Annotated in this window: 17 protein-coding genes; 10 read left to right on the top strand and 7 right to left on the bottom strand. The window is 60.7% G+C overall.

Annotation, left to right across the window (positions count from 1 at the left end; translation table 11 throughout):
* Positions 1 to 218 precede the first annotated feature (218 nt).
* From YH62_RS16785 to YH62_RS16750, 8 genes are all read left to right on the top strand, one after another.
* Complete coding sequence (locus YH62_RS16785) at positions 219 to 2,558, top strand: ParB/Srx family N-terminal domain-containing protein (RefSeq protein ID WP_046795379.1); 2,340 nt, start codon at positions 219 to 221, stop codon at positions 2,556 to 2,558.
* A gap of 118 nt (positions 2,559 to 2,676) precedes the next feature.
* Positions 2,677 to 3,033, top strand: a complete 357-nt coding sequence (locus tag YH62_RS16780) for a hypothetical protein (RefSeq protein ID WP_046795572.1) — start codon at positions 2,677 to 2,679, stop codon at positions 3,031 to 3,033.
* Positions 3,030 to 3,404 (top strand): DUF2958 domain-containing protein, encoded by a 375-nt coding sequence (locus YH62_RS16775; RefSeq protein ID WP_046795378.1) that lies wholly within the window; start codon positions 3,030 to 3,032, stop codon positions 3,402 to 3,404. Before YH62_RS16780 ends, YH62_RS16775 begins: the two co-directional genes overlap by 4 nt.
* A gap of 81 nt (positions 3,405 to 3,485) precedes the next feature.
* Complete coding sequence (locus YH62_RS16770) at positions 3,486 to 3,902, top strand: hypothetical protein (protein ID WP_046795377.1); 417 nt, start codon at positions 3,486 to 3,488, stop codon at positions 3,900 to 3,902.
* A gap of 858 nt (positions 3,903 to 4,760) precedes the next feature.
* The gene (locus YH62_RS16765) at positions 4,761 to 5,081 is read left to right on the top strand and encodes a DUF736 domain-containing protein (protein WP_046795376.1); all 321 of its coding nucleotides are present in this window, start codon (positions 4,761 to 4,763) and stop codon (positions 5,079 to 5,081) included.
* A gap of 366 nt (positions 5,082 to 5,447) precedes the next feature.
* Positions 5,448 to 6,641: a hypothetical protein gene (locus YH62_RS16760; RefSeq protein WP_046795375.1), complete on the top strand. Its 1,194-nt coding sequence runs from the start codon at positions 5,448 to 5,450 to the stop codon at positions 6,639 to 6,641.
* Positions 6,642 to 6,954: 313 nt separating this feature from the next.
* Positions 6,955 to 7,926 (top strand): kinase, encoded by a 972-nt coding sequence (locus YH62_RS16755; protein WP_082118389.1) that lies wholly within the window; start codon positions 6,955 to 6,957, stop codon positions 7,924 to 7,926.
* A complete protein-coding gene (locus tag YH62_RS16750) occupies positions 7,923 to 8,933 on the top strand; it encodes a cysteine synthase family protein (protein WP_046795374.1) in 1,011 nt (336 codons plus the stop codon). The genes YH62_RS16755 and YH62_RS16750 overlap by 4 nt, the downstream gene beginning before the upstream one ends.
* A 35-nt stretch (positions 8,934 to 8,968) precedes the next feature.
* Here the strand turns inward: YH62_RS16750 and YH62_RS16745 are convergent, their stop codons facing one another.
* The 3 genes from YH62_RS16745 to YH62_RS16735 all read right to left on the bottom strand — a co-directional run bounded on the left by YH62_RS16745 (position 8,969) and on the right by YH62_RS16735 (position 9,985).
* Complete coding sequence (locus YH62_RS16745; RefSeq protein WP_046795373.1) at positions 8,969 to 9,424, bottom strand: PIN domain-containing protein; 456 nt, start codon at positions 9,422 to 9,424, stop codon at positions 8,969 to 8,971.
* Entirely contained in the window at positions 9,421 to 9,666 is a 246-nt protein-coding gene (locus YH62_RS16740) for a type II toxin-antitoxin system prevent-host-death family antitoxin (protein ID WP_046795372.1), read from the bottom strand. Before YH62_RS16740 ends, YH62_RS16745 begins: the two co-directional genes overlap by 4 nt.
* Before the next feature lie 79 nt (positions 9,667 to 9,745).
* Positions 9,746 to 9,985, bottom strand: coding sequence for a helix-turn-helix transcriptional regulator (locus YH62_RS16735; protein ID WP_046795371.1), 240 nt, complete (start codon positions 9,983 to 9,985; stop codon positions 9,746 to 9,748).
* 128 nt (positions 9,986 to 10,113) lie between these two features.
* Here YH62_RS16735 and YH62_RS16730 point away from each other — a divergent pair, with 128 nt between their 5' ends.
* Together YH62_RS16730 and YH62_RS16725 are read left to right on the top strand one after the other, a co-directional pair.
* A complete protein-coding gene (locus YH62_RS16730) occupies positions 10,114 to 10,440 on the top strand; it encodes a hypothetical protein (protein WP_046795370.1) in 327 nt (108 codons plus the stop codon).
* A 358-nt stretch (positions 10,441 to 10,798) separates the two neighbouring features.
* A complete protein-coding gene (locus YH62_RS16725; RefSeq protein WP_046795369.1) occupies positions 10,799 to 11,119 on the top strand; it encodes a hypothetical protein in 321 nt (106 codons plus the stop codon).
* A 90-nt stretch (positions 11,120 to 11,209) separates the two neighbouring features.
* Here the strand turns inward: YH62_RS16725 and YH62_RS16720 are convergent, their stop codons facing one another.
* The 4 genes from YH62_RS16720 to YH62_RS16705 form a co-directional block, all read right to left on the bottom strand.
* Positions 11,210 to 13,600, bottom strand: a complete 2,391-nt coding sequence (locus YH62_RS16720; protein WP_046795368.1) for a hypothetical protein — start codon at positions 13,598 to 13,600, stop codon at positions 11,210 to 11,212.
* An 82-nt stretch (positions 13,601 to 13,682) separates the two neighbouring features.
* Complete coding sequence (locus YH62_RS16715; RefSeq protein WP_046795367.1) at positions 13,683 to 15,191, bottom strand: tripartite tricarboxylate transporter permease; 1,509 nt, start codon at positions 15,189 to 15,191, stop codon at positions 13,683 to 13,685.
* Positions 15,191 to 15,616 carry a tripartite tricarboxylate transporter TctB family protein gene (locus tag YH62_RS16710; RefSeq protein WP_046795366.1) on the bottom strand — a complete coding sequence of 142 codons (426 nt, stop codon included), beginning with the start codon at positions 15,614 to 15,616 and terminating at the stop codon, positions 15,191 to 15,193. Before YH62_RS16710 ends, YH62_RS16715 begins: the two co-directional genes overlap by 1 nt.
* Positions 15,613 to 16,575 carry a tripartite tricarboxylate transporter substrate binding protein gene (locus tag YH62_RS16705; RefSeq protein WP_046795365.1) on the bottom strand — a complete coding sequence of 321 codons (963 nt, stop codon included), beginning with the start codon at positions 16,573 to 16,575 and terminating at the stop codon, positions 15,613 to 15,615. The genes YH62_RS16710 and YH62_RS16705 overlap by 4 nt, the downstream gene beginning before the upstream one ends.
* Positions 16,576 to 16,620 lie beyond the last annotated feature (45 nt).

Below are 16,620 nucleotides of genomic sequence, written 5' to 3'. Positions count from 1 at the left end.
TCCCCTGCAAACGCCGCCTGCACACGGCAGGGCCGCCCGCTCGCAGAGCGGTGCAATAATCCAGCGCGGTTCAATGCATCCAACCCCCCCCCGCTCGCCGTGCAGCCCGGCCATGCTCGCCGGCATTTGCCCCCTCCATCCCCGCGCACTCACGCGCCCCCGGGAGGCATGTCGGGGAGACATGCCTCCGGCATTTACGCAAGGAAAGGATTGGAACAATGGCAAGGATATCGAAGAAGGCCAAGGCCGTCGCGCTCGCGACGGTGGAAGACGTGGCAGCGGATGTGGAAACCCGCAGCGTCGGAGAAGCGGGAGTGAATGCGGTGGCGGATTTGCCAGCGCAGGAACCGGACGTCATTGCGTTCGACGCGGAAAACGTCGCGGATGTGGAAACTATTCCGACGGACACCGCCCCGGAAGCGGCAGCGGATGTCGCTGCGGCTGCGGATACCGCATCGGAGGCCGTCACCGGCGGGGAGGTCTTCATTCCCCTCAACAAGCTCAAGAAATCGCCGCGCAATGCGCGCAAAACCCCGCACAGCCAGGAAACTATCGAAGCCTATGCGGCCAGCATCGCCGCCAAGGGCATCCTGCAAAACCTCGTGGTGGAGCCGGAATATGATCCGGACGCGCAGCCCACCGGCTTCTATTTCGTGACCATCGGAGAAGGCCGCAGGCTGGCACAGCTCCTCCGCGTCAAACGCAAGGAAATCAGGAAGACGGAAGCCGTCCGTTGCATCATCGATACGGCAAACGACCCGTTCGAGATCAGCCTTGACGAGAACGTGAACCGGGCCGCGATGCACCCCGCCGACCAGTTCGAGGCGTTTCGCGAACTTGCGGAAAATCGCGGATGGGGAGCGGAAGAAATCGCTGCCCGCTTCGGCGTCAGCGCCCATGTCGTCAGGCAGCGGCTACGGCTCGGGGCAGTCAGCCCGAAGCTGATGCAGATTTATCGCGAAGGCGGCTTGAAGCTCGACCAGTTGCAGGCCTTCGCTATCACCGATGATCATGCGCGGCAGGAGCAGGTTTATGCCGGTCTCGGCTACAACCGCGAGCCGCACATTATCCGCCGCGACCTGACTCACACCCATATTCACGCGAGCGACCGCAAGGCGATTTTCGTCGGAGCGGAAGCCTATACGCAAGCGGGCGGCTATATCGTCCGCGACCTGTTCACCGATGATCGCGGCGGATACTTCGAAGACGCCGCGCTTCTCGACCGACTGGTCATCGAGAAGCTGGAAGGCATCGCCGCCGACGTTCAGGCGGAGGGTTGGAAGTGGGCGAATGCCTCGATCGACTTCCCATATGCCCATGGCTTCCGTCGCGTCTATCCGGCGCTTGTCGACCTTTCGGACGAGGACGAAGCCGCCTACATCGCCGCGCAAGAGGAACATGAACGGTTGGCGGAAGTGTTGGGAAGCGTGGACGAATACGCCCCGGACGACGAAACCCGCTTCATGGAGCTTGAAGCGGAAATGAAGCGGCTCGACAGCATGAGGGACGCCTATGAGCCGGATGCGCTTGCACGGGGCGGCGTATTTGTTTCGCTCAATCATGACGGAACCGCCCGCATTGAGCGTGGCTTCATCCGGCCCGAGGACGAGGTCCCGGAGCCGGAAGACGACGGAAACGCGGACGGTGAAACCTTGGTTGACGGCGTGCGCGTGAACGAGGACGGCGAGATCATCGAGGATGATTTCAGTCCGGACCCTGACAGCGAGGCCGACGATTCGGAGGAAGAGGGCAGGCCGATTTCGGATGGCCTTGTCCGTGACCTGACCGCGCACCGGACGCTTGGGCTTCGCCTTGCGCTTGGTGAGCAACCGGAGATTGCTCTGATCGCCGTCACTCATGCGCTCGCCGCCCAGACGTTCTATCGCGGCAAGGAAGCGCAAGCCCTCGACATCCGGCCTTACAACCCACCGCTTGGAGCGCATGCGGACGGTATCGAGGATACGGCGGCGGCAAAGCTGCTGTCGGATCGCCATGACGGATGGGCGGCGGACGTGCCGCAGGGTGTTGCGGACCTTTGGGGCTTCATCGCCGGGCTGGATCAGGTGAGCGTCATGGCCTTGCTCGCGCACTGCGCGTCCTTAACCGTCAGTGCCGTCAAACTGCCATGGGATCACAAGCCGCGCGCTCTTGAAACCGCTGACAAGCTGGCGACCGCGCTTGCGCTGGACATGAGCCAGCAGTGGACGCCAACCGTGCGGACCTATCTCGGGCGCATCACCAAGGCGCACATCCTCGCCGCCGTGGGGGAAGCCCTTGGCGACGAGACGGCGGAACGGCTCTCAGGTATGAAGAAGGTGCAGATGGCGGAAGCCGCCGAGCAGCTTCTGGCCGGAACCGGATGGCTTCCGCCGTTGCTGCGCACCGAGCAACCCGCATCGCCTGCAGCACCGCAGGCGGAAGCCGACGCCGAGACGGCTGCGGAAGCAGCAGCGGACGGCGCGTCCGAAGCAAGAAAACCGGATGCAGGCGAGCCTACCTCCGCCGAGAACCCGAATGCGGCGGAAGACGCACCCGTCTTCCATGACGCCGCCGAGTGAGCGGCCATGGCCGGAGCCGTCGCGCGGTTCCGGCCTCCTTCTTCATTGCGCCGGGGAATTCCCGGGTCGCGGCAGTGCAGCGGCCGGGAACCGCCAGCGCATCACAGGAACCACGACAATGAGAACCTATGCCGAGCAGCGGGCAATGCTGGCCCGCATGGTGAGGGCTTGCGAAGAAACCCGCAACCACATCGAGATCATCGAAAGGCAGATCATGAAGCGCGCCGAGCGCATGGCGATCACCGCCCGTGTTAAGACCAGGCAATATGGCCGCTCGACCTCGACATGGACGACTGCGGACGAGCGCCGATATCAGGAAATCGTAGCCCAACTCCGCTTCGAGCGACGTGCCGAGATCGACACCCTGACCCGTAAGCTGGAACGGCAGGAAGGCGCTATCGGCGCCTTCCGCGTCCGCTACCGGATCAACGAGGATGCGGAGCTTTGGGACGAGGCAGGGGAGGCGGCGTTATGACACGGCGATTTCCCCGCACCGAAGCTCTGATCCCCGACGAACTGCGCGCCCGTCTCATCGAGAATGGCCGAGCCAGCCAGGAACGGGAAGACTTCGACCAGCGGCCGGTCGTAAAGTTGTTCACGCCAGACGGCAGCGCAACTTGGCTGATCACCGAAGGATACGAGGAACCAGACGGCGATTTGCGGCTGTTCGGCCTGTGCGACCTTGGGCTAGGCAGTCCCGAGCTGGGCTACGTCATGTTGAGTGAAATAGAAGATCTTCGCGGCGGGCTTGGGTTGCCGGTCGAACGCGACCTATACTTCAAGGGCGAGCACCGGCTCAGCCGGTATACAAAAATGGCGAGCCATGCCGGGATGATCGTCGCTTGAAGCAGCAACCCGGCGTGTCATGTCGGCGCGCCGGAGCAACCGGCCTGTGACGATGTTCGGCGTGAAGGGGGAAGGTTCAAGATGGTTCCGTTGATCGCATTGTCCGCAGTGCTGATCCTCGCCATGTGCGCGCTCGCCTATATGCTGGCCACCTATGCCCTACCGTTTCTGTTCGCCATCACGGTGACCCGTTTCGCCTTCGCCACCGGCGCGGGATATGTCGGTGCCGGCATCGTAGGGATTGTCGCTGGCGCGGCCGCTTACGGCGTTCTAGCCTACCTCTATGCCACGCTGCGCTCACCGATCCTGCGCCTTTTCATCTCCGTGATCTTCGCGGTCCCTGCCGCGATCGCGGGCTATGCCCTCGTGCACGGCATCACCGGCGAAGCCGTTCCCTCCGAAGTCTGGCAGCAAATCTTCTGCATTGCTGGCGGCGCATTTGTCGGCCTTTCGGCGATGGCAAGGCTGGCCGATCCATCCATGTTCGATGCCCGTTAGCGGAAGGTCATACCCAGTTTTCCGCCCCCCGCATATCCAATTGGGATATACATAACTTGGTAATGTCTGAATCGCTAGGCGTCTCCCTGCGGGCCGCGCTCTACTCGCCGCCTGCGACGGCTCGCGAAGCCCCTCAGGGTCTTCGCCTCCGGTGACGATCCCTGACGCAAAGGGTAAAGGCGGGTCTCGCCTGTCATCGCCCCGGCTCGAGAGCCCGCGCCCTATCCAGAATTCAGTCGTTCTCGTCGGCACGGCAACGGCAGTACGAGCGCAGGACACGCATATCTCCGCCGTCTGCTTCGAACAGGCTCGCATAGAGCAAGAGGACATCGGGAGAAACCCGAACGCCAAGCTTCACGGAGAAGCCGCCGCTGCTGCGGCGACCACGCCTTTCACGCCGTCCGGCATCGAACGGATCAAAGTGAAGCAGGCCCGAGGAACGGGGCCGTTCTCCACCGGCTCTCAAAAGGAGAGGGAAACCTCATGCCCTTGACGTCGATGTTTTGGCGCTTGCCGCAATGGACCCGATAAGGCCGTTTTCTGTGCGGGCGAAACCCCTCGATCGATTGTAATCGTGTCGTAATTTTTTTCACTGATTCAGGCCGCACCACGGCGACCTCGATGAGGCTGGTCTGACCGAAGACCGGCAACGCAGGCGCCGCCTCGATCTTGTTCCCGCAACGTCCTTCGCCAGCTTTTTTCCGCCGCCTTCGGCTTTGCATCGCGAACCAAAAAAGCTGCCTCCGGCCGCCTCCCACTGCGTTCCCGCCCTTTGGGTGCAGGACGATCGTCTTCGGTCCACCGACCGCCATCGAGGCCGCGATGGGCGCGGCCCGATCAGCAGAAGGAAATCACGACATGGCTACGATCGGCACTTTCACCCGCACCGAAAACGGCTTCACCGGCTCGGTCAAGACCCTCACGATCAACGTCAAGGGCGTACGGTTCGTCCCAATCGAGGAGCCGGTGGAGAACGGCCCGGTCTTCCGGGTATTCGCCGGAACCGCCGAGTTCGGAGCGGCCTGGAAGAAACGCTCAGACAGGGGCAGCGACTTCTACTCCGTGAAGCTTGACGATCCGAGCTTCCCGAAGCCGATCTACGCGGGCCTGTTCGAAGCAGACGGCGACGATCTGGTGCTGGCTTGGTCGCGCCCCAACCGCCTCGACGAGGCCAACTGAAATCCGAACCGGACGAGCCCCGCGAAAGCGGGGCTTGGCCATGCTTATGCCCGCCGCCATCATGTGATGCGGAGCGCCGCGCGCGCTTTATCTCCATCGGCTGCGGATGGGCCTTGCCGATCCGGTGGGAGCCAAGGGAGACTTTCCCCCTTGCTCCCCGCAAATGCCGCCTGCGCATGGCAGGCCCGCCGGTTCGCAAAACGGCCGCCAATCCTCATAATTCCGATCTTCTCGATTGCGCTCCGCTCACGCTGGCAGACCGGTCATGCTCGCCGGCATTTGCCCCCTCCATCCCCGCGCGCTCACGCGCCCCCGGAAGGCATGCCGAGCACATGCCTTCGGCAACAACGGGAAAGGAGCAAGGACATGAATATCAGCAGCAGCCAGAACAGCCAGCCAGTCAGCAGCGGTTTCCGCGTGGATGCGTCGCGCGGCTGCCTCAACACCCGCGTCTCGTCGGAATGGTTTTCGCGCCCCGATGACGAGCGGTACTTGTCGCTCACCGAACTTTACGACGCCGTGAAGGCGCGGGCGGATCGCGCCACGGCCCGCACGGTGGAAAGCCGCGCCGTGCGCGTGGAAGCCAGTCGCGACAATGCGGAAAGGCTTTCGCTTATCGTCCCGGGGCAGGAGGCCTCGATTGCTCCGACGCATTGGAGTTTCAGCCAGCTTTGCAGCCTCGTGGGTGCACCGGCATCCTACATGCGGCAACTCCCCGCGCCGTTGGCAGGCATCAATCTGCAGCATGGCTTGCTTTCGCATCGCGCCGAACTGGTCAAGACGCTGGAAACGGACGACGGCCGGATTGAATTGCGTGCCGTGACCGGCCCGGACTATGGGCGTATCTGGGATCATGAGCTTGTCGGAGCGGTGATGAAGATCGCGGGCAATGGCGTGGGCGATACCATGTGGAAGGTGCCAGGCGTGCTGGATTGGGCGACCATGACCCATAACCCCTTCGTGGACGTGACGAAGGACACCACCACGCTTTACGCCTCGGACAGGGATGTTTTCCTGTTTTTGGTGGACGACACGCACCCGATCGAGGCCGGACGCCTGCCGAACGGAGAGCCCGATTTGTATTTCAGGGGCTTCTATTGCTGGAACAGCGAAGTCGGCAGCAAGACGCTCGGCATCGCCAGCTTCTATCTCAGGGCGGTTTGCATGAACCGTTGCTTGTGGGGCGTCGAGAATTTCGAGGAAATCACCATCCGGCATTCGAAGTTTGCGGCGCAGCGTTTCGCGCATCAAGCGGCACCGGCGCTGAAGAGCTTCGCCAATTCCTCGCCCGCGCCCTTTGTCGCCGGCATCAAGGCGGCCCGCGAAAAGATCGTCGCCCGCACCGATGAGGATCGCGAAACCTTCCTTCGCCGTCGCGGGTTCAGCAAGGCGGAGACCGGCAGGATCATCGAAACAGTGTTGCAGGAGGAGGGCCGCCCGCCTGAAAGCATTTTCGACTTTGTGCAGGGTTTGACGGCGCATGCCCGCACCAAGGCGCATCAGGATACCCGCCTTGAGCTTGAAGGAAAGGCGCGGGCCCTATTGGAACGGGCATCATAAGGGTTGGGCCGGACGCGGTGAATGACATCCACCGCGTCCGGTCCAACGGTCCGCCGCAGGGTGTCCCGAGGACCTGGTCTATGACAGATTTTCACGGCTCCGTGAAGCGCGAGTGGCGGCGCTCGCCGGGCTCCGCCCGGCTCGCAACTCGGAAATCGACCAGCCGACATGGCCGGAAGATCACGTCTCTTCAAGAACTCGTTAGAGCGTAAATCTATGTCAAGTCATTGTTTATCCTCATAAATGAGGAGAGACAGCATCGCTCGCACCGAGAAAACTTACGACGTGTCACGATTTTCCCAGAGCGCGCACCATGTCCTTTCCCAACAGCTTTCCATTCGAAACCCGCACAGCCCCAGGTCACGTCTATTCCCGACCGCTTCGTGTCGGAACCGGCAGGGCCAGCGCCCATCATGGCGAGATCCTGCAAGGCGTCTTTCTGGACGAGGCGGGCAGGCTTCATCGCGCGCTCCTCACCCTTCCATTTCCATGTGCGGAATCCATCGCCACTTTCTGGCCTGAGGATGGCAGGGACATCCGCACGCGTCCGCCCGGCCGCAGCAAGGCTGCGAAAGCCGCAGCGCTGACCTTCCAGGAATTGGGATATTCCCAAGTCTCCGGATGCCTCACCATCGAAACCTCAATTCCCGTTGGTTACGGCTACGGATCATCGACGGCGGATGTCGTCGCGGCAATCCGCGCTGCTGCGGCCGCGACAGGCGTGGAGCTGCGGCGTTCCTTGATTTGCCGGCTGGCTGTTGAGGCCGAAACAGCAAGCGACAGCATTGCCTTCGGTGAGCGGGTGGTTCTCTTTGCGCACCGCGAGGGCAGGGTGCTTGAATACTTTCCCGGCGATTACCCACCCCTGTACGTTGTCGGATTTGTCTCTCGCGATGATCCGCCGGTCGACACCCTTGCCTTCTCGCCGGCCCAATATGACAGTTCGGAAATCGAAAGCTTTCGTGTCCTGCGCGGACTTGCCCGCCGCGCTATCGTTGATGAGGATGCCAGCCTGTTGGGACACGTCGCGACGGCCAGCGCCCGCATCAACCAGCGACATCTTCCAAAAAAGCACTTCGAGGCGCTTCTTCGGATTTGTGAAGAGAATGACGGTTGCGGCGTTCAGGTTGCCCATAGCGGAAACCTGATGGGCGTTCTGCTCGACGGGAAGGAACGCGATGCACCATCTCGGGCAAAGCGCGCCGCAACGGCTGCCCGCGAAGCCGGCTTCACTGATATTCTCAGGTTTGCCGTGAATGCCGATGCCATGCCGGTATGGGGATGAACGTGCAACCGCAGCTATCCTTTCTTCTCGACTACGAAACGCCGCGCATGATCGAGCTCGGGGCAAACTTTTATGCGGCGCAGTTTCATCTCATGAAGCTCCTGCCTGCCCGCTACATGCTGGATCGCGCCGAAGAAAGCGGTGCCTTGCAGCCGGGCGGCCACATCACCGAAACGAGCTCCGGCACCTTCGCCATGGCGCTGGCCATGCTTGCTGCCGTGCGCGGATACGGGTTTACGATCGTCAGCGCCACAAGCCTGATGGATGCAAGTTTCAAGGAACGACTGAAACAGCTTGGCGCTTCCGTCATCTTGGTGGAAGACGAGAGCCGGACCGGCAATCAGAGCGGCCGGCTTGCGGAACTGCATCGGGTGCTGGAAAGCAAACCAGGAGCGTTCTGGCCAAAGCAATATGACAATCCGGACAACCCAGCCGCCTATTCGCGACTTGCCGAGATGATTGTGGAAAAGCTCGGCAGGATAGATTACCTCGTTGGCTGTGTCGGCTCCGGCGGATCGCTCAGCGGGACGACGCGCTATCTCCGTTCGCTCTTTCCTGAGATGCGCGCCATCGCCGTGGATACCAACAACAGCGTGCTCTTCGGACATGCGGCCGGTCCCCGGCTGCTGCGCGGCCTCGGCAACAGCATTCTCCCCTGGAACCTCGATCATACGCTGATTGACGAGGTGCATTGGGTGGGCGCGTTGCAAGCGTTTGGTGCCACCAGGGAACTGTACCGCCGTCGCGCGATGTATGTCGGCCCGACCAGCGGTGCGGCTGCACTCGTGGGGGCCTGGTATGCCCGAACCCATCCGCAGGAGACGGTCGTTGCGATCATGCCGGACAAAGGCTACCGCTATCAGTCCACAGTTTATTCGGACGAGTGGCTGAGATCCCAAGCCGGTTGGCCGGCCGCCACATTGACCGAGCCGACAGAGCTATCCGAGATCGTGCCGGCCGGTGAGGGCGATTGGACATACATGCGGTGGGCCCGGCGGCCGCTGTAAGGGCCTCAGCTCGTTCAACGTCCCGGTTCGTTCGCTCAATTTGGGTGACCGCTCAGCAGGATGGACAGAAGCTCGTGCCGCGGGACCGCAAAGGGGTTGACGATGGTGACGCCTCCCCATGTGAAGCCTTCATGCATGTCTTCCGATAGCAGAAGGCGGCAACCTGCCTGTGAGGTGACCGCCAGGATAACGGCATCCCATATGCTGAACCGGTGATCTGTCACGAGATCGACAGCGATCATCATTGCTTCCGGCGTGGTCGGCATGACCGAAAACGTATCTTTCCAGCTCAGCAGGACTTCTCGCGCCTCACTGCGGCTTCTGTCGGCCTTGCGCACCAGAACGTTGAAGAGCTCACCGAGCACCTGTGCCGGAATGATGACAGATGCCTGCGGGAGCTGTCGCACGAGATCAAGCGCAACATCGCGTTTCTCGCTGCTATTGACCCCTTCGGCATAGGCAAGGACATTCGTGTCGAACGCAACCCTCACCGGTCATCCTCGTAGAGCTCGTCGCGCGACCATTTTCCGGCCTGGACGATGGGCTGTTTTTCGAGGCGGGAAATCAGGGCAGATCGAGCGCCGGTGGCAGTCTCCTGGTGAGCGTCGGCGGGGAGAATGCGCGCAACGGGTTTACCATGACTGGTCACGACATAGCTGTCTCCCTCCCGAACCTCGCGGAGGATCAGGGAGAAACGGCGATTGGCCTCCGCTGCTGATACGGCTTTTTCCATGGCAGGAATCCCAAAGTAGTGATTTTACCTACATATGATCACGGGGGTTCGGTTTGGCAAGTTTTAAATTGCCGCCCCTTCATTCCGCATGTCGCGGCTTTGCCAGCCGTACGCCCGCGCCGCCACCGTTTTCGGGGATGAAGACCACGCCGGCTTGCTCGAAAGTCAGCTTCAAGAGCTTCAAATTTGAAGCGCGCATCTCTCGGCCGCCTTCAAATGCCCGGAGCGAAACCACGCTGATCGACACGCGCCGAGCCAGTTCAGCTTGGGTCCAGTCCAACAAGCCGCGCGCGGCTCGACATTGTTCAGCTGTGATCAAAACTTTCCCTTTTAGTAAGTTTGAGATTGAAAACGAAAGTTATAGCACTTATTATAATCGTAACTTAGCGCCCAAAAAAGTAAGTTACAAAGGAATATGCGGCCGTGTCCAGCGAGTGTAGCCCCGACATGAACGACCCCGCACAAGATTTCGAACTCGAACGGTTAATCTCAACCTATATTGAGGCACGGGCGACATGGCTAAATAGCGCTGCTGCCGGCGACGATCTGGTGTCTCAAGGTGAGAGTTTCGAAGCCGTCGAAAGCGCGGCCCTTGTCTTTCTCCATCATCCCTGCCTGACGTTTGCTGCCATGCGGCGCAAAGTGTCCTTCCTCCTCGATACTGATGACCTCTATACAATGGTCAGGGAAGACGAGGACGAAACTGGAGAGATCCTGCGTATCTTTCTCTCCTCCCTAATCGCCCATCATTCTACATCTGCGTCGCATCACTGACTGCGGAAAAAAACGTTGATCTCTCCTCCGGCAAGCCATTGTCTTTGCCGCCAATTTTGTTGTTGAGCGCATGAAGAACATGCAAAAAAATGCGCGACAACCGAGGATTGGTATACTAGAGTGAACATAAGGCAGTAACGCGCTGCCCTGGGGCGTCGAAACCCCTCACGAAAGTTGGTGTCGGCTGCTACGGCACCACACTCCTTGACCTTATGGTCGGGGAGCCTGTGGCGTATGCAACAGGCCTCCGGCTAAAGGCTACAGGGCCGTTTCGTGACGGTTTCGAACTCCCCGATCACCAGGGGTCAATGAGCATAGGCGGGGGCGTACCGCGAATGCTCTGCTTGGAATCCGTGATATGGCCGATATCGATCAAGGGACCGACAAGGGCTTTACCTTCTATACTTACTCCTACGGCGACGATCTGGAAAACTGCGCACGCCAGTTCTACCAATCGGTAGACGAGGCGCGCAGCGACCTCGTGGCGTTCAGGACGGCGCTGATTGAAGAGGAGGGGCGGCAACAGCCGCTGCGCGATATGAAGATTGTGCGCCTTCATACGCTGCCGGTCACCCGCGGTGCTATTGTCGATCTGTTCAACGGCATGGATGGCGATCTTGGCGGCTTCATCCGTTCGCGGGAGGTGGTCGAAGTCGTGACCGAGCCGCAGTCACCTTGAAAACCGAAGCAGGTTTTGGGGAGGGCAGGGCGCTGGGATCAACCGCGCCCCGCATTGAGTGTTCCTGTGAAGTCGTGCCCGACCTTTTAGCTACGGATTGGACCAAGCGACCGAAAGAGGTCTTGCGAGTGGCCGGCCATAGGTCAGGCCGTTGACCTTTTCCACGATACCGGCGGCGTCAATTCCGAAATGGCGGTAGAGATCGGCGATCGTGCCCGTCTGCCCGAAATGCTCGACTCCCAGCGGTATTGTCTGATGTCCAGTGACCGATCCGAGCCAGGATAACGTTGCCGGATGCCCGTCGATAACTGTTATGATCTTGCAATGCGGGGGGACATTCATCATCAGCTGCTCGACATGGCACCGTGCCGCCGTCGTCCCGCGCGCACGGGCCCGCTGCGCGGCCGTCCAGCCGGCATGCAGCCGATCGGCCGATGTGACCGCCAAAACACCCACGTCGCGCCGTCCTTCGCTGATCATTCCCGCAGCTTTGATTGCCTCCGGGGCGATGACCCCCTGATATGCGATTACGACCTCACAGTTAGGACCTGGTTTGCGAAGCCAGTAGGCGCCGTCCACCGCCCCTTGCCGAAAGCCGTCGTCGAGCCGTTTAACAGGCTGTTCGATCGGATTTGTTGAGAGCCGCAGATACACCGAGCCGCCGGTTTCATCGCGAAGCCAGGTTCGTTCATCCGGATCGCCGCTTCCGTCTCTTTGCATATAGTCGAACGCCCAGGCCATGATCACGGCCAGTTCGTCGACGAACGCCGGCTCGAAGGCGGCAAGGCCATCCTGCGATATGCCGATCAGAGGCGCGCCGATGGACTGATGAGCACCACCCTCCGGTGCCAAGGTGACGCCGGAAGGCGTGCCGACGATCATGAAGCGGGCGTCCTGGTAGCACGCGTAATTCAGTGCATCCAAACCGCGCGCGACGAATGGGTCATAGACCGTGCCGATAGGCAGCAGCCGCTTGCCAAAGAGAGAGTGTGAAAGACCGGCTGCACCCAGGAGCAGGAATAGGTTCATTTCGGCGATGCCGAGTTCGATATGTTGCCCTTCCGGCGTGAACTCCCATTTGGCCGTGGAGGGAATTTTCTGGTCCATGAACAAGTCGGCGCGCGTTTCTCGGGCGAAGAGTTTTCGGCGATTAACCCATGGGCCGAGGTTTGTTGTCCCGGTTACATCCGGCGACATCGTCACGATGCGTGCGGCAAGATCGCTGCTGCTCTTGGAAAGGTCGTCCAGGATCTTGCCGAAGGCCATTTGCGTGGAGATTTCGCGCTCGCTGCTGACGGCAATGGCGGGGACGGCGATCAGATCATCTTCGTAACGGCGCCGGCCTTTCGAGAAGAAGGGGACACTGTCGAGAAAAGCCTTTAGCCGTTCCGGGTCATTGACCGTCGCCCACTTTTCCCATTCCTGGCCCTCAGGCACGCCCATCTGAGCCTGCCATGTCGCCATCTGGGATTTGGTCATCAGTCCGCCGTGATTGTCCTTGTGGCCTGCGATGGGTGTCCCCCAGCCCTTGATAGTGTAAGCCAGGAAGCAGGTCGGGCGATCATGATCGATAGCGGCAAAAGTCTCGGCCATGGTGGTGACGCAGTTACCGCCGAGATTTTCCATCAACGTGGCCAGTTCCTCGTCGCTACGCCGCTCGATCAGCGCAGTCAAATCTCCCTGGTCGCCCAGATCGTCCATCAGCTGCTTGCGCCAGACGGCTCCGCCCATGAAGGTCAATGCCGAGTAGAGCTGATTGGGGCAGTTATCGATCCATTCCCGCAGCCGAAGTCCGCCCGGCTCTTCGAAGGCGGCGCGTTGCAGGACACCGTACTTGATGCGGACCACGTCCCAGCCGAAGGCGCTGAAGATATCCTCGATCCGCCGGAAAAGCCCCTCGTGCACGATGCCATCGAGAGACTGGCGATTATAATCGATGACCCACCACGTGTTGCGCAGGCCATGTTTCCATCCCTCCTGCAGGCATTCGTAGATATTGCCTTCGTCCAGCTCGGCGTCGCCGACCAGGGCAATCATTCGCCCTGGGTTCAAGTCCTTTCCCCAGCTCTTTGCGGCCACATAGTCTTGAATCATTGACGCAAATGACGTGATCGCGACACCCAAGCCGACGGATCCGGTCGAGAAATCCACGTCGTCGACGTCCTTGGTCCGGCTCGGATAGCTCTGGACGCCGTGATAGCCGCGGAAATTCTCCATCCTTTCGCGGTTTTGATTGCCCATGAGATACTGGATCGCATGAAAGACAGGAGATGCATGGGGCTTCACCGCCACACGATCCTCGGGACGCAACGCCGAGAAGTAGAGTGCCGTCATGATCGACACCAGTGAAGCGGACGATGCCTGGTGGCCGCCCACCTTGATCCCGTCGGCCTTTGGACGGATGTGGTTGGCGTGATGGATCATCCAATGCGATAGCCACAAAACGCGTTGTTCGATCGTTTTCAGGTGCTCGTTCTGCATTGCCAGCTCTCTCTCCCATTTATCGAGCGTTCTTTTCTCAGCAGCGACGCGGCGGTCTTAACGATGTCCGCCGGTGCGTGTCTCAGCAGGGCTTGCGGATCAGGCGCGTCCTCAAATCCCTCACGGCCGGTGCGATCAGAATGGCGACCGTGAAAAGTATCACCGTCAGACTGATCGGGCTCTCCACGAAGATCCGGGGATTGCCGAGCCCGAGGATCAAACCTTGCCGGAGGTTTTCTTCGAGCAATGAACCGAGCAGGAACGCCAACAGGAGCGGAGCCAGGTCGAAGCCGGCCTTGCGCAGTCCATAGGCGACCACACCGCATCCGATCACCACGCCGACATCGAACAAGCTATTGTTCATGCTGAACGCACCGATGACGCAGAACAGCACGATAAGCGGAGCCATCATTGCTGCGGGTATGCGCAGGAGCAGCACGAATATCCGGATCAGCGGCACGTTGAGCACAACCAGCATTGCATTGCCGACCAGCATGCTGGCAACGATACCCCAAAAAAGCTCAGGATGCTCGGTGAGGATTTGCGGGCCTGGCACGACATTCTGCATCAACAGTGCGCCCATGATGATCCCGATCACAGCATTGGCGGGAATTCCAAGGCAGAGCATCGGAATGAAGCTTGCCTGGGCGGCCGCATTATTGGCGCTTTCGGGCCCGGCGACACCTTCGATGGCGCCCTTGCCGAAGCGTTCTGGTGAGCGGGAAAGCTTCTTTTCGAGCAGGTAACTGGCAAAGCCGGCTACCAGCGCCCCGCCGCCCGGCAGCAGACCAAGGAAGAACCCGAGCACCGTCCCGCGTGCGATCGGTCCTCTCGAAGCCTGCCAGTCCTTACCTGTCGGGAGCAATTCCCTCAGACGATAGGACGGGATCGGCGCGGATTCCGCAGAACTCCTCCTCTCGATCATCATCAGCATTTCGCTGACTCCGAACAGGCCCATTGCCAGGACGGCGATGTTGAAGCCGTCGCGAAGGTAACTGATCCCAAAAGCGAAACGCTCCTCACCGGAAATCAGATCGACGCCGGTGGTCGAAAGAAGAAGCCCGAGAGCCACCATCGTCCAAGCCTTTGCGCGCGATCCGCCCCCAATGCTTGCGGCAAGGACCAGGCCGAGCAGGACGATAGATGCTTTCTCAACCGGTCCGAATGCGAGTGCCACCGATGTAAAGGCGGGGCCGACGATCGCGATCGCCAAGGTCGCGCTGATCCCAGCAATGAAGCTCCCGAAGGCACTGATCCCCAACGCTGCCCCGGCACGCCCCTGGCGAGCCATAGGATAGCCGTCGAAGCATGTCATGACGCTTGATGCCTCTCCTGGCACACGCATCAGCACCGATGTGATTGAGCCTCCATACTGCGAGCCGTAGTAGATACCGGCAAGCAGGATGATCGCACTTGTCTGGTCAAGCACCATGGTGACGGGCAGCAGGAGGCTGACCGTGGCGGAAGGGCCAAGACCGGGAAGAACGCCGACCGCGGTTCCCAGGATCGCTCCCAGAAGTGCGACCGCAAGGTTGGTGGGCTCAAGGGCAATTCCAAGCCCCATAAGAAGCTGCGTAAGGGAGTCGAGCATTACATCCTCCACATGCCCTGAGGGAGAGGGACGGACAGAAGTCCCTCAAACAAGCCCCATGTCGAAAAGGCGAAGAGTGCCGCCAGGAGAATGCCCTTCTTCCATCCCATTCGTTCGATGAGGGTCAGGACCGCTATCAGGAACAGCAGCGCGGCCAGCGCGAAGCCGACGATGTTCAACATCAGGCAGAATCCCACGAGCGCTGCGGAGTAACCGATCAGACGAGGAAGCTCGATCGCCTCCTCTTCGGGTACTTTCTCCCGGGTGGAAAGCAGGCTGGTAACGACAAGCAGGGTGGCCGCCAGGAATGGAAACAATCCTGCCGCCGGTTCGCCGTACGTCCACAATCGAAGCTCCAGAGCGTTTGCCGCGGCACCGAGCCCGATGGCAGCGAGGGCATAAGGAACGAGACGGGCGACATTCATAAGCGGATCCCCATCGCTTCGACCTGACGTCCGATATCCCCGTAAGCTTCTCGAGCCATCTGCGTGAACTCACCGCTTTCTTGGAAGAGCGGATATCCGTTTATGATCTTGAGGAAATCCGCATACATGGCAGTCGTGATCATTTCGCGGATGGCATCTTCCCACCATGCGACGATCTCTTTCGGCATGCCTGGCGGCCCGAAGAGCCCGTAGGACGCGGGAATTGCGATCGGATAGCCTCGCTCGGCAAAGCTCACGATGTCAGGATGCGCGGCCTTGGGGTTGGGGCTTGTTTCAGCCAGCAAGCGAACCGAACCCGCCGCAAGATGGGGTCCGAAGTCCGACGAAACGACCATATCGATATGCCCGCCCAACAGGGCAGTCACAGCATCGGCACCGCCGCGAAACGGGACGAATGTCGCTGTCACCTTTTCTTGGCGGAACGCGGCATCCGTTGCGATATGCGCGAGGCCGCGGGGTGCGGCCGTAGCCCATTTCAGCTTTTCCGGTTCTTTACGCGCATAGTCGAGCAGTTCATCCCAGGACTTGAAGGGGCTGTCGCTGCGGACGAAGCAGGGGACCGAAATTCCGGCGTAACTTGCAATGTAGGTGAAATCACGCGTCGAGTCATAGGGCACTTTCTGGAGATGCGGTGCGACGAGCAATGGGCTGACGGAATAAAGCGACAGGACTGATCCATCGGGCCGCGCACGGCGAACCTGGTCGGTCGCGATTGTTCCGCCCGCGCCTGGACGGAAATCCGGTGTCGCCGCGAGACCACGTGTCTCCTTCACGTAGTTGGCAACGACGCGGGCTGCGATGTCGCCCGCGCCGCCCGCTGCAAAGCCGACGACAATTGTTGGGTTGCCGGCCGGGTAGGGTCCCGACGCTGAAGACGCAAGTCGAGGACCGGCCGCCGCGAGGAGTGCGGTGGCCGTCAAAAAAGCTCTTCTCTTCATTTGCTGTTCCCTTATTTGCTTGATGAAGACCGGGAGAGCCCGGTG

The organism is Rhizobium sp. LC145, assembly GCF_001005825.1.
In the GTDB taxonomy this organism is placed as follows: Bacteria; Pseudomonadota; Alphaproteobacteria; order Rhizobiales; family Rhizobiaceae; genus Neorhizobium.
The sequence above is the reverse complement of the archived record's forward strand: the minus strand, read 5'-3'. Positions and strand labels throughout refer to the sequence as shown.

Bases quoted from the DNA above. Each gene is read 5' to 3' on its own strand.
- YH62_RS16785 (WP_046795379.1), top strand. From the start codon at position 219: ATGGCAAGGATATCGAAGAAGGCCAAGGCCGTCGCGCTCGCGACGGTG.
- YH62_RS16780 (WP_046795572.1), top strand. From the start codon at position 2,677: ATGAGAACCTATGCCGAGCAGCGGGCAATGCTGGCCCGCATGGTGAGG.
- YH62_RS16775 (WP_046795378.1), top strand. From the start codon at position 3,030: ATGACACGGCGATTTCCCCGCACCGAAGCTCTGATCCCCGACGAACTG.
- YH62_RS16770 (WP_046795377.1), top strand. From the start codon at position 3,486: ATGGTTCCGTTGATCGCATTGTCCGCAGTGCTGATCCTCGCCATGTGC.
- YH62_RS16765 (WP_046795376.1), top strand. From the start codon at position 4,761: ATGGCTACGATCGGCACTTTCACCCGCACCGAAAACGGCTTCACCGGC.
- YH62_RS16760 (WP_046795375.1), top strand. From the start codon at position 5,448: ATGAATATCAGCAGCAGCCAGAACAGCCAGCCAGTCAGCAGCGGTTTC.
- YH62_RS16755 (WP_082118389.1), top strand. From the start codon at position 6,955: ATGTCCTTTCCCAACAGCTTTCCATTCGAAACCCGCACAGCCCCAGGT.
- YH62_RS16750 (WP_046795374.1), top strand. From the start codon at position 7,923: ATGAACGTGCAACCGCAGCTATCCTTTCTTCTCGACTACGAAACGCCG.
- YH62_RS16740 (WP_046795372.1), bottom strand. From the start codon at position 9,666: ATGGAAAAAGCCGTATCAGCAGCGGAGGCCAATCGCCGTTTCTCCCTG.
- YH62_RS16730 (WP_046795370.1), top strand. From the start codon at position 10,114: ATGAACGACCCCGCACAAGATTTCGAACTCGAACGGTTAATCTCAACC.
- YH62_RS16725 (WP_046795369.1), top strand. From the start codon at position 10,799: ATGGCCGATATCGATCAAGGGACCGACAAGGGCTTTACCTTCTATACT.
- YH62_RS16720 (WP_046795368.1), bottom strand. From the start codon at position 13,600: ATGCAGAACGAGCACCTGAAAACGATCGAACAACGCGTTTTGTGGCTA.
- YH62_RS16715 (WP_046795367.1), bottom strand. From the start codon at position 15,191: ATGCTCGACTCCCTTACGCAGCTTCTTATGGGGCTTGGAATTGCCCTT.
- YH62_RS16710 (WP_046795366.1), bottom strand. From the start codon at position 15,616: ATGAATGTCGCCCGTCTCGTTCCTTATGCCCTCGCTGCCATCGGGCTC.
- YH62_RS16705 (WP_046795365.1), bottom strand. From the start codon at position 16,575: ATGAAGAGAAGAGCTTTTTTGACGGCCACCGCACTCCTCGCGGCGGCC.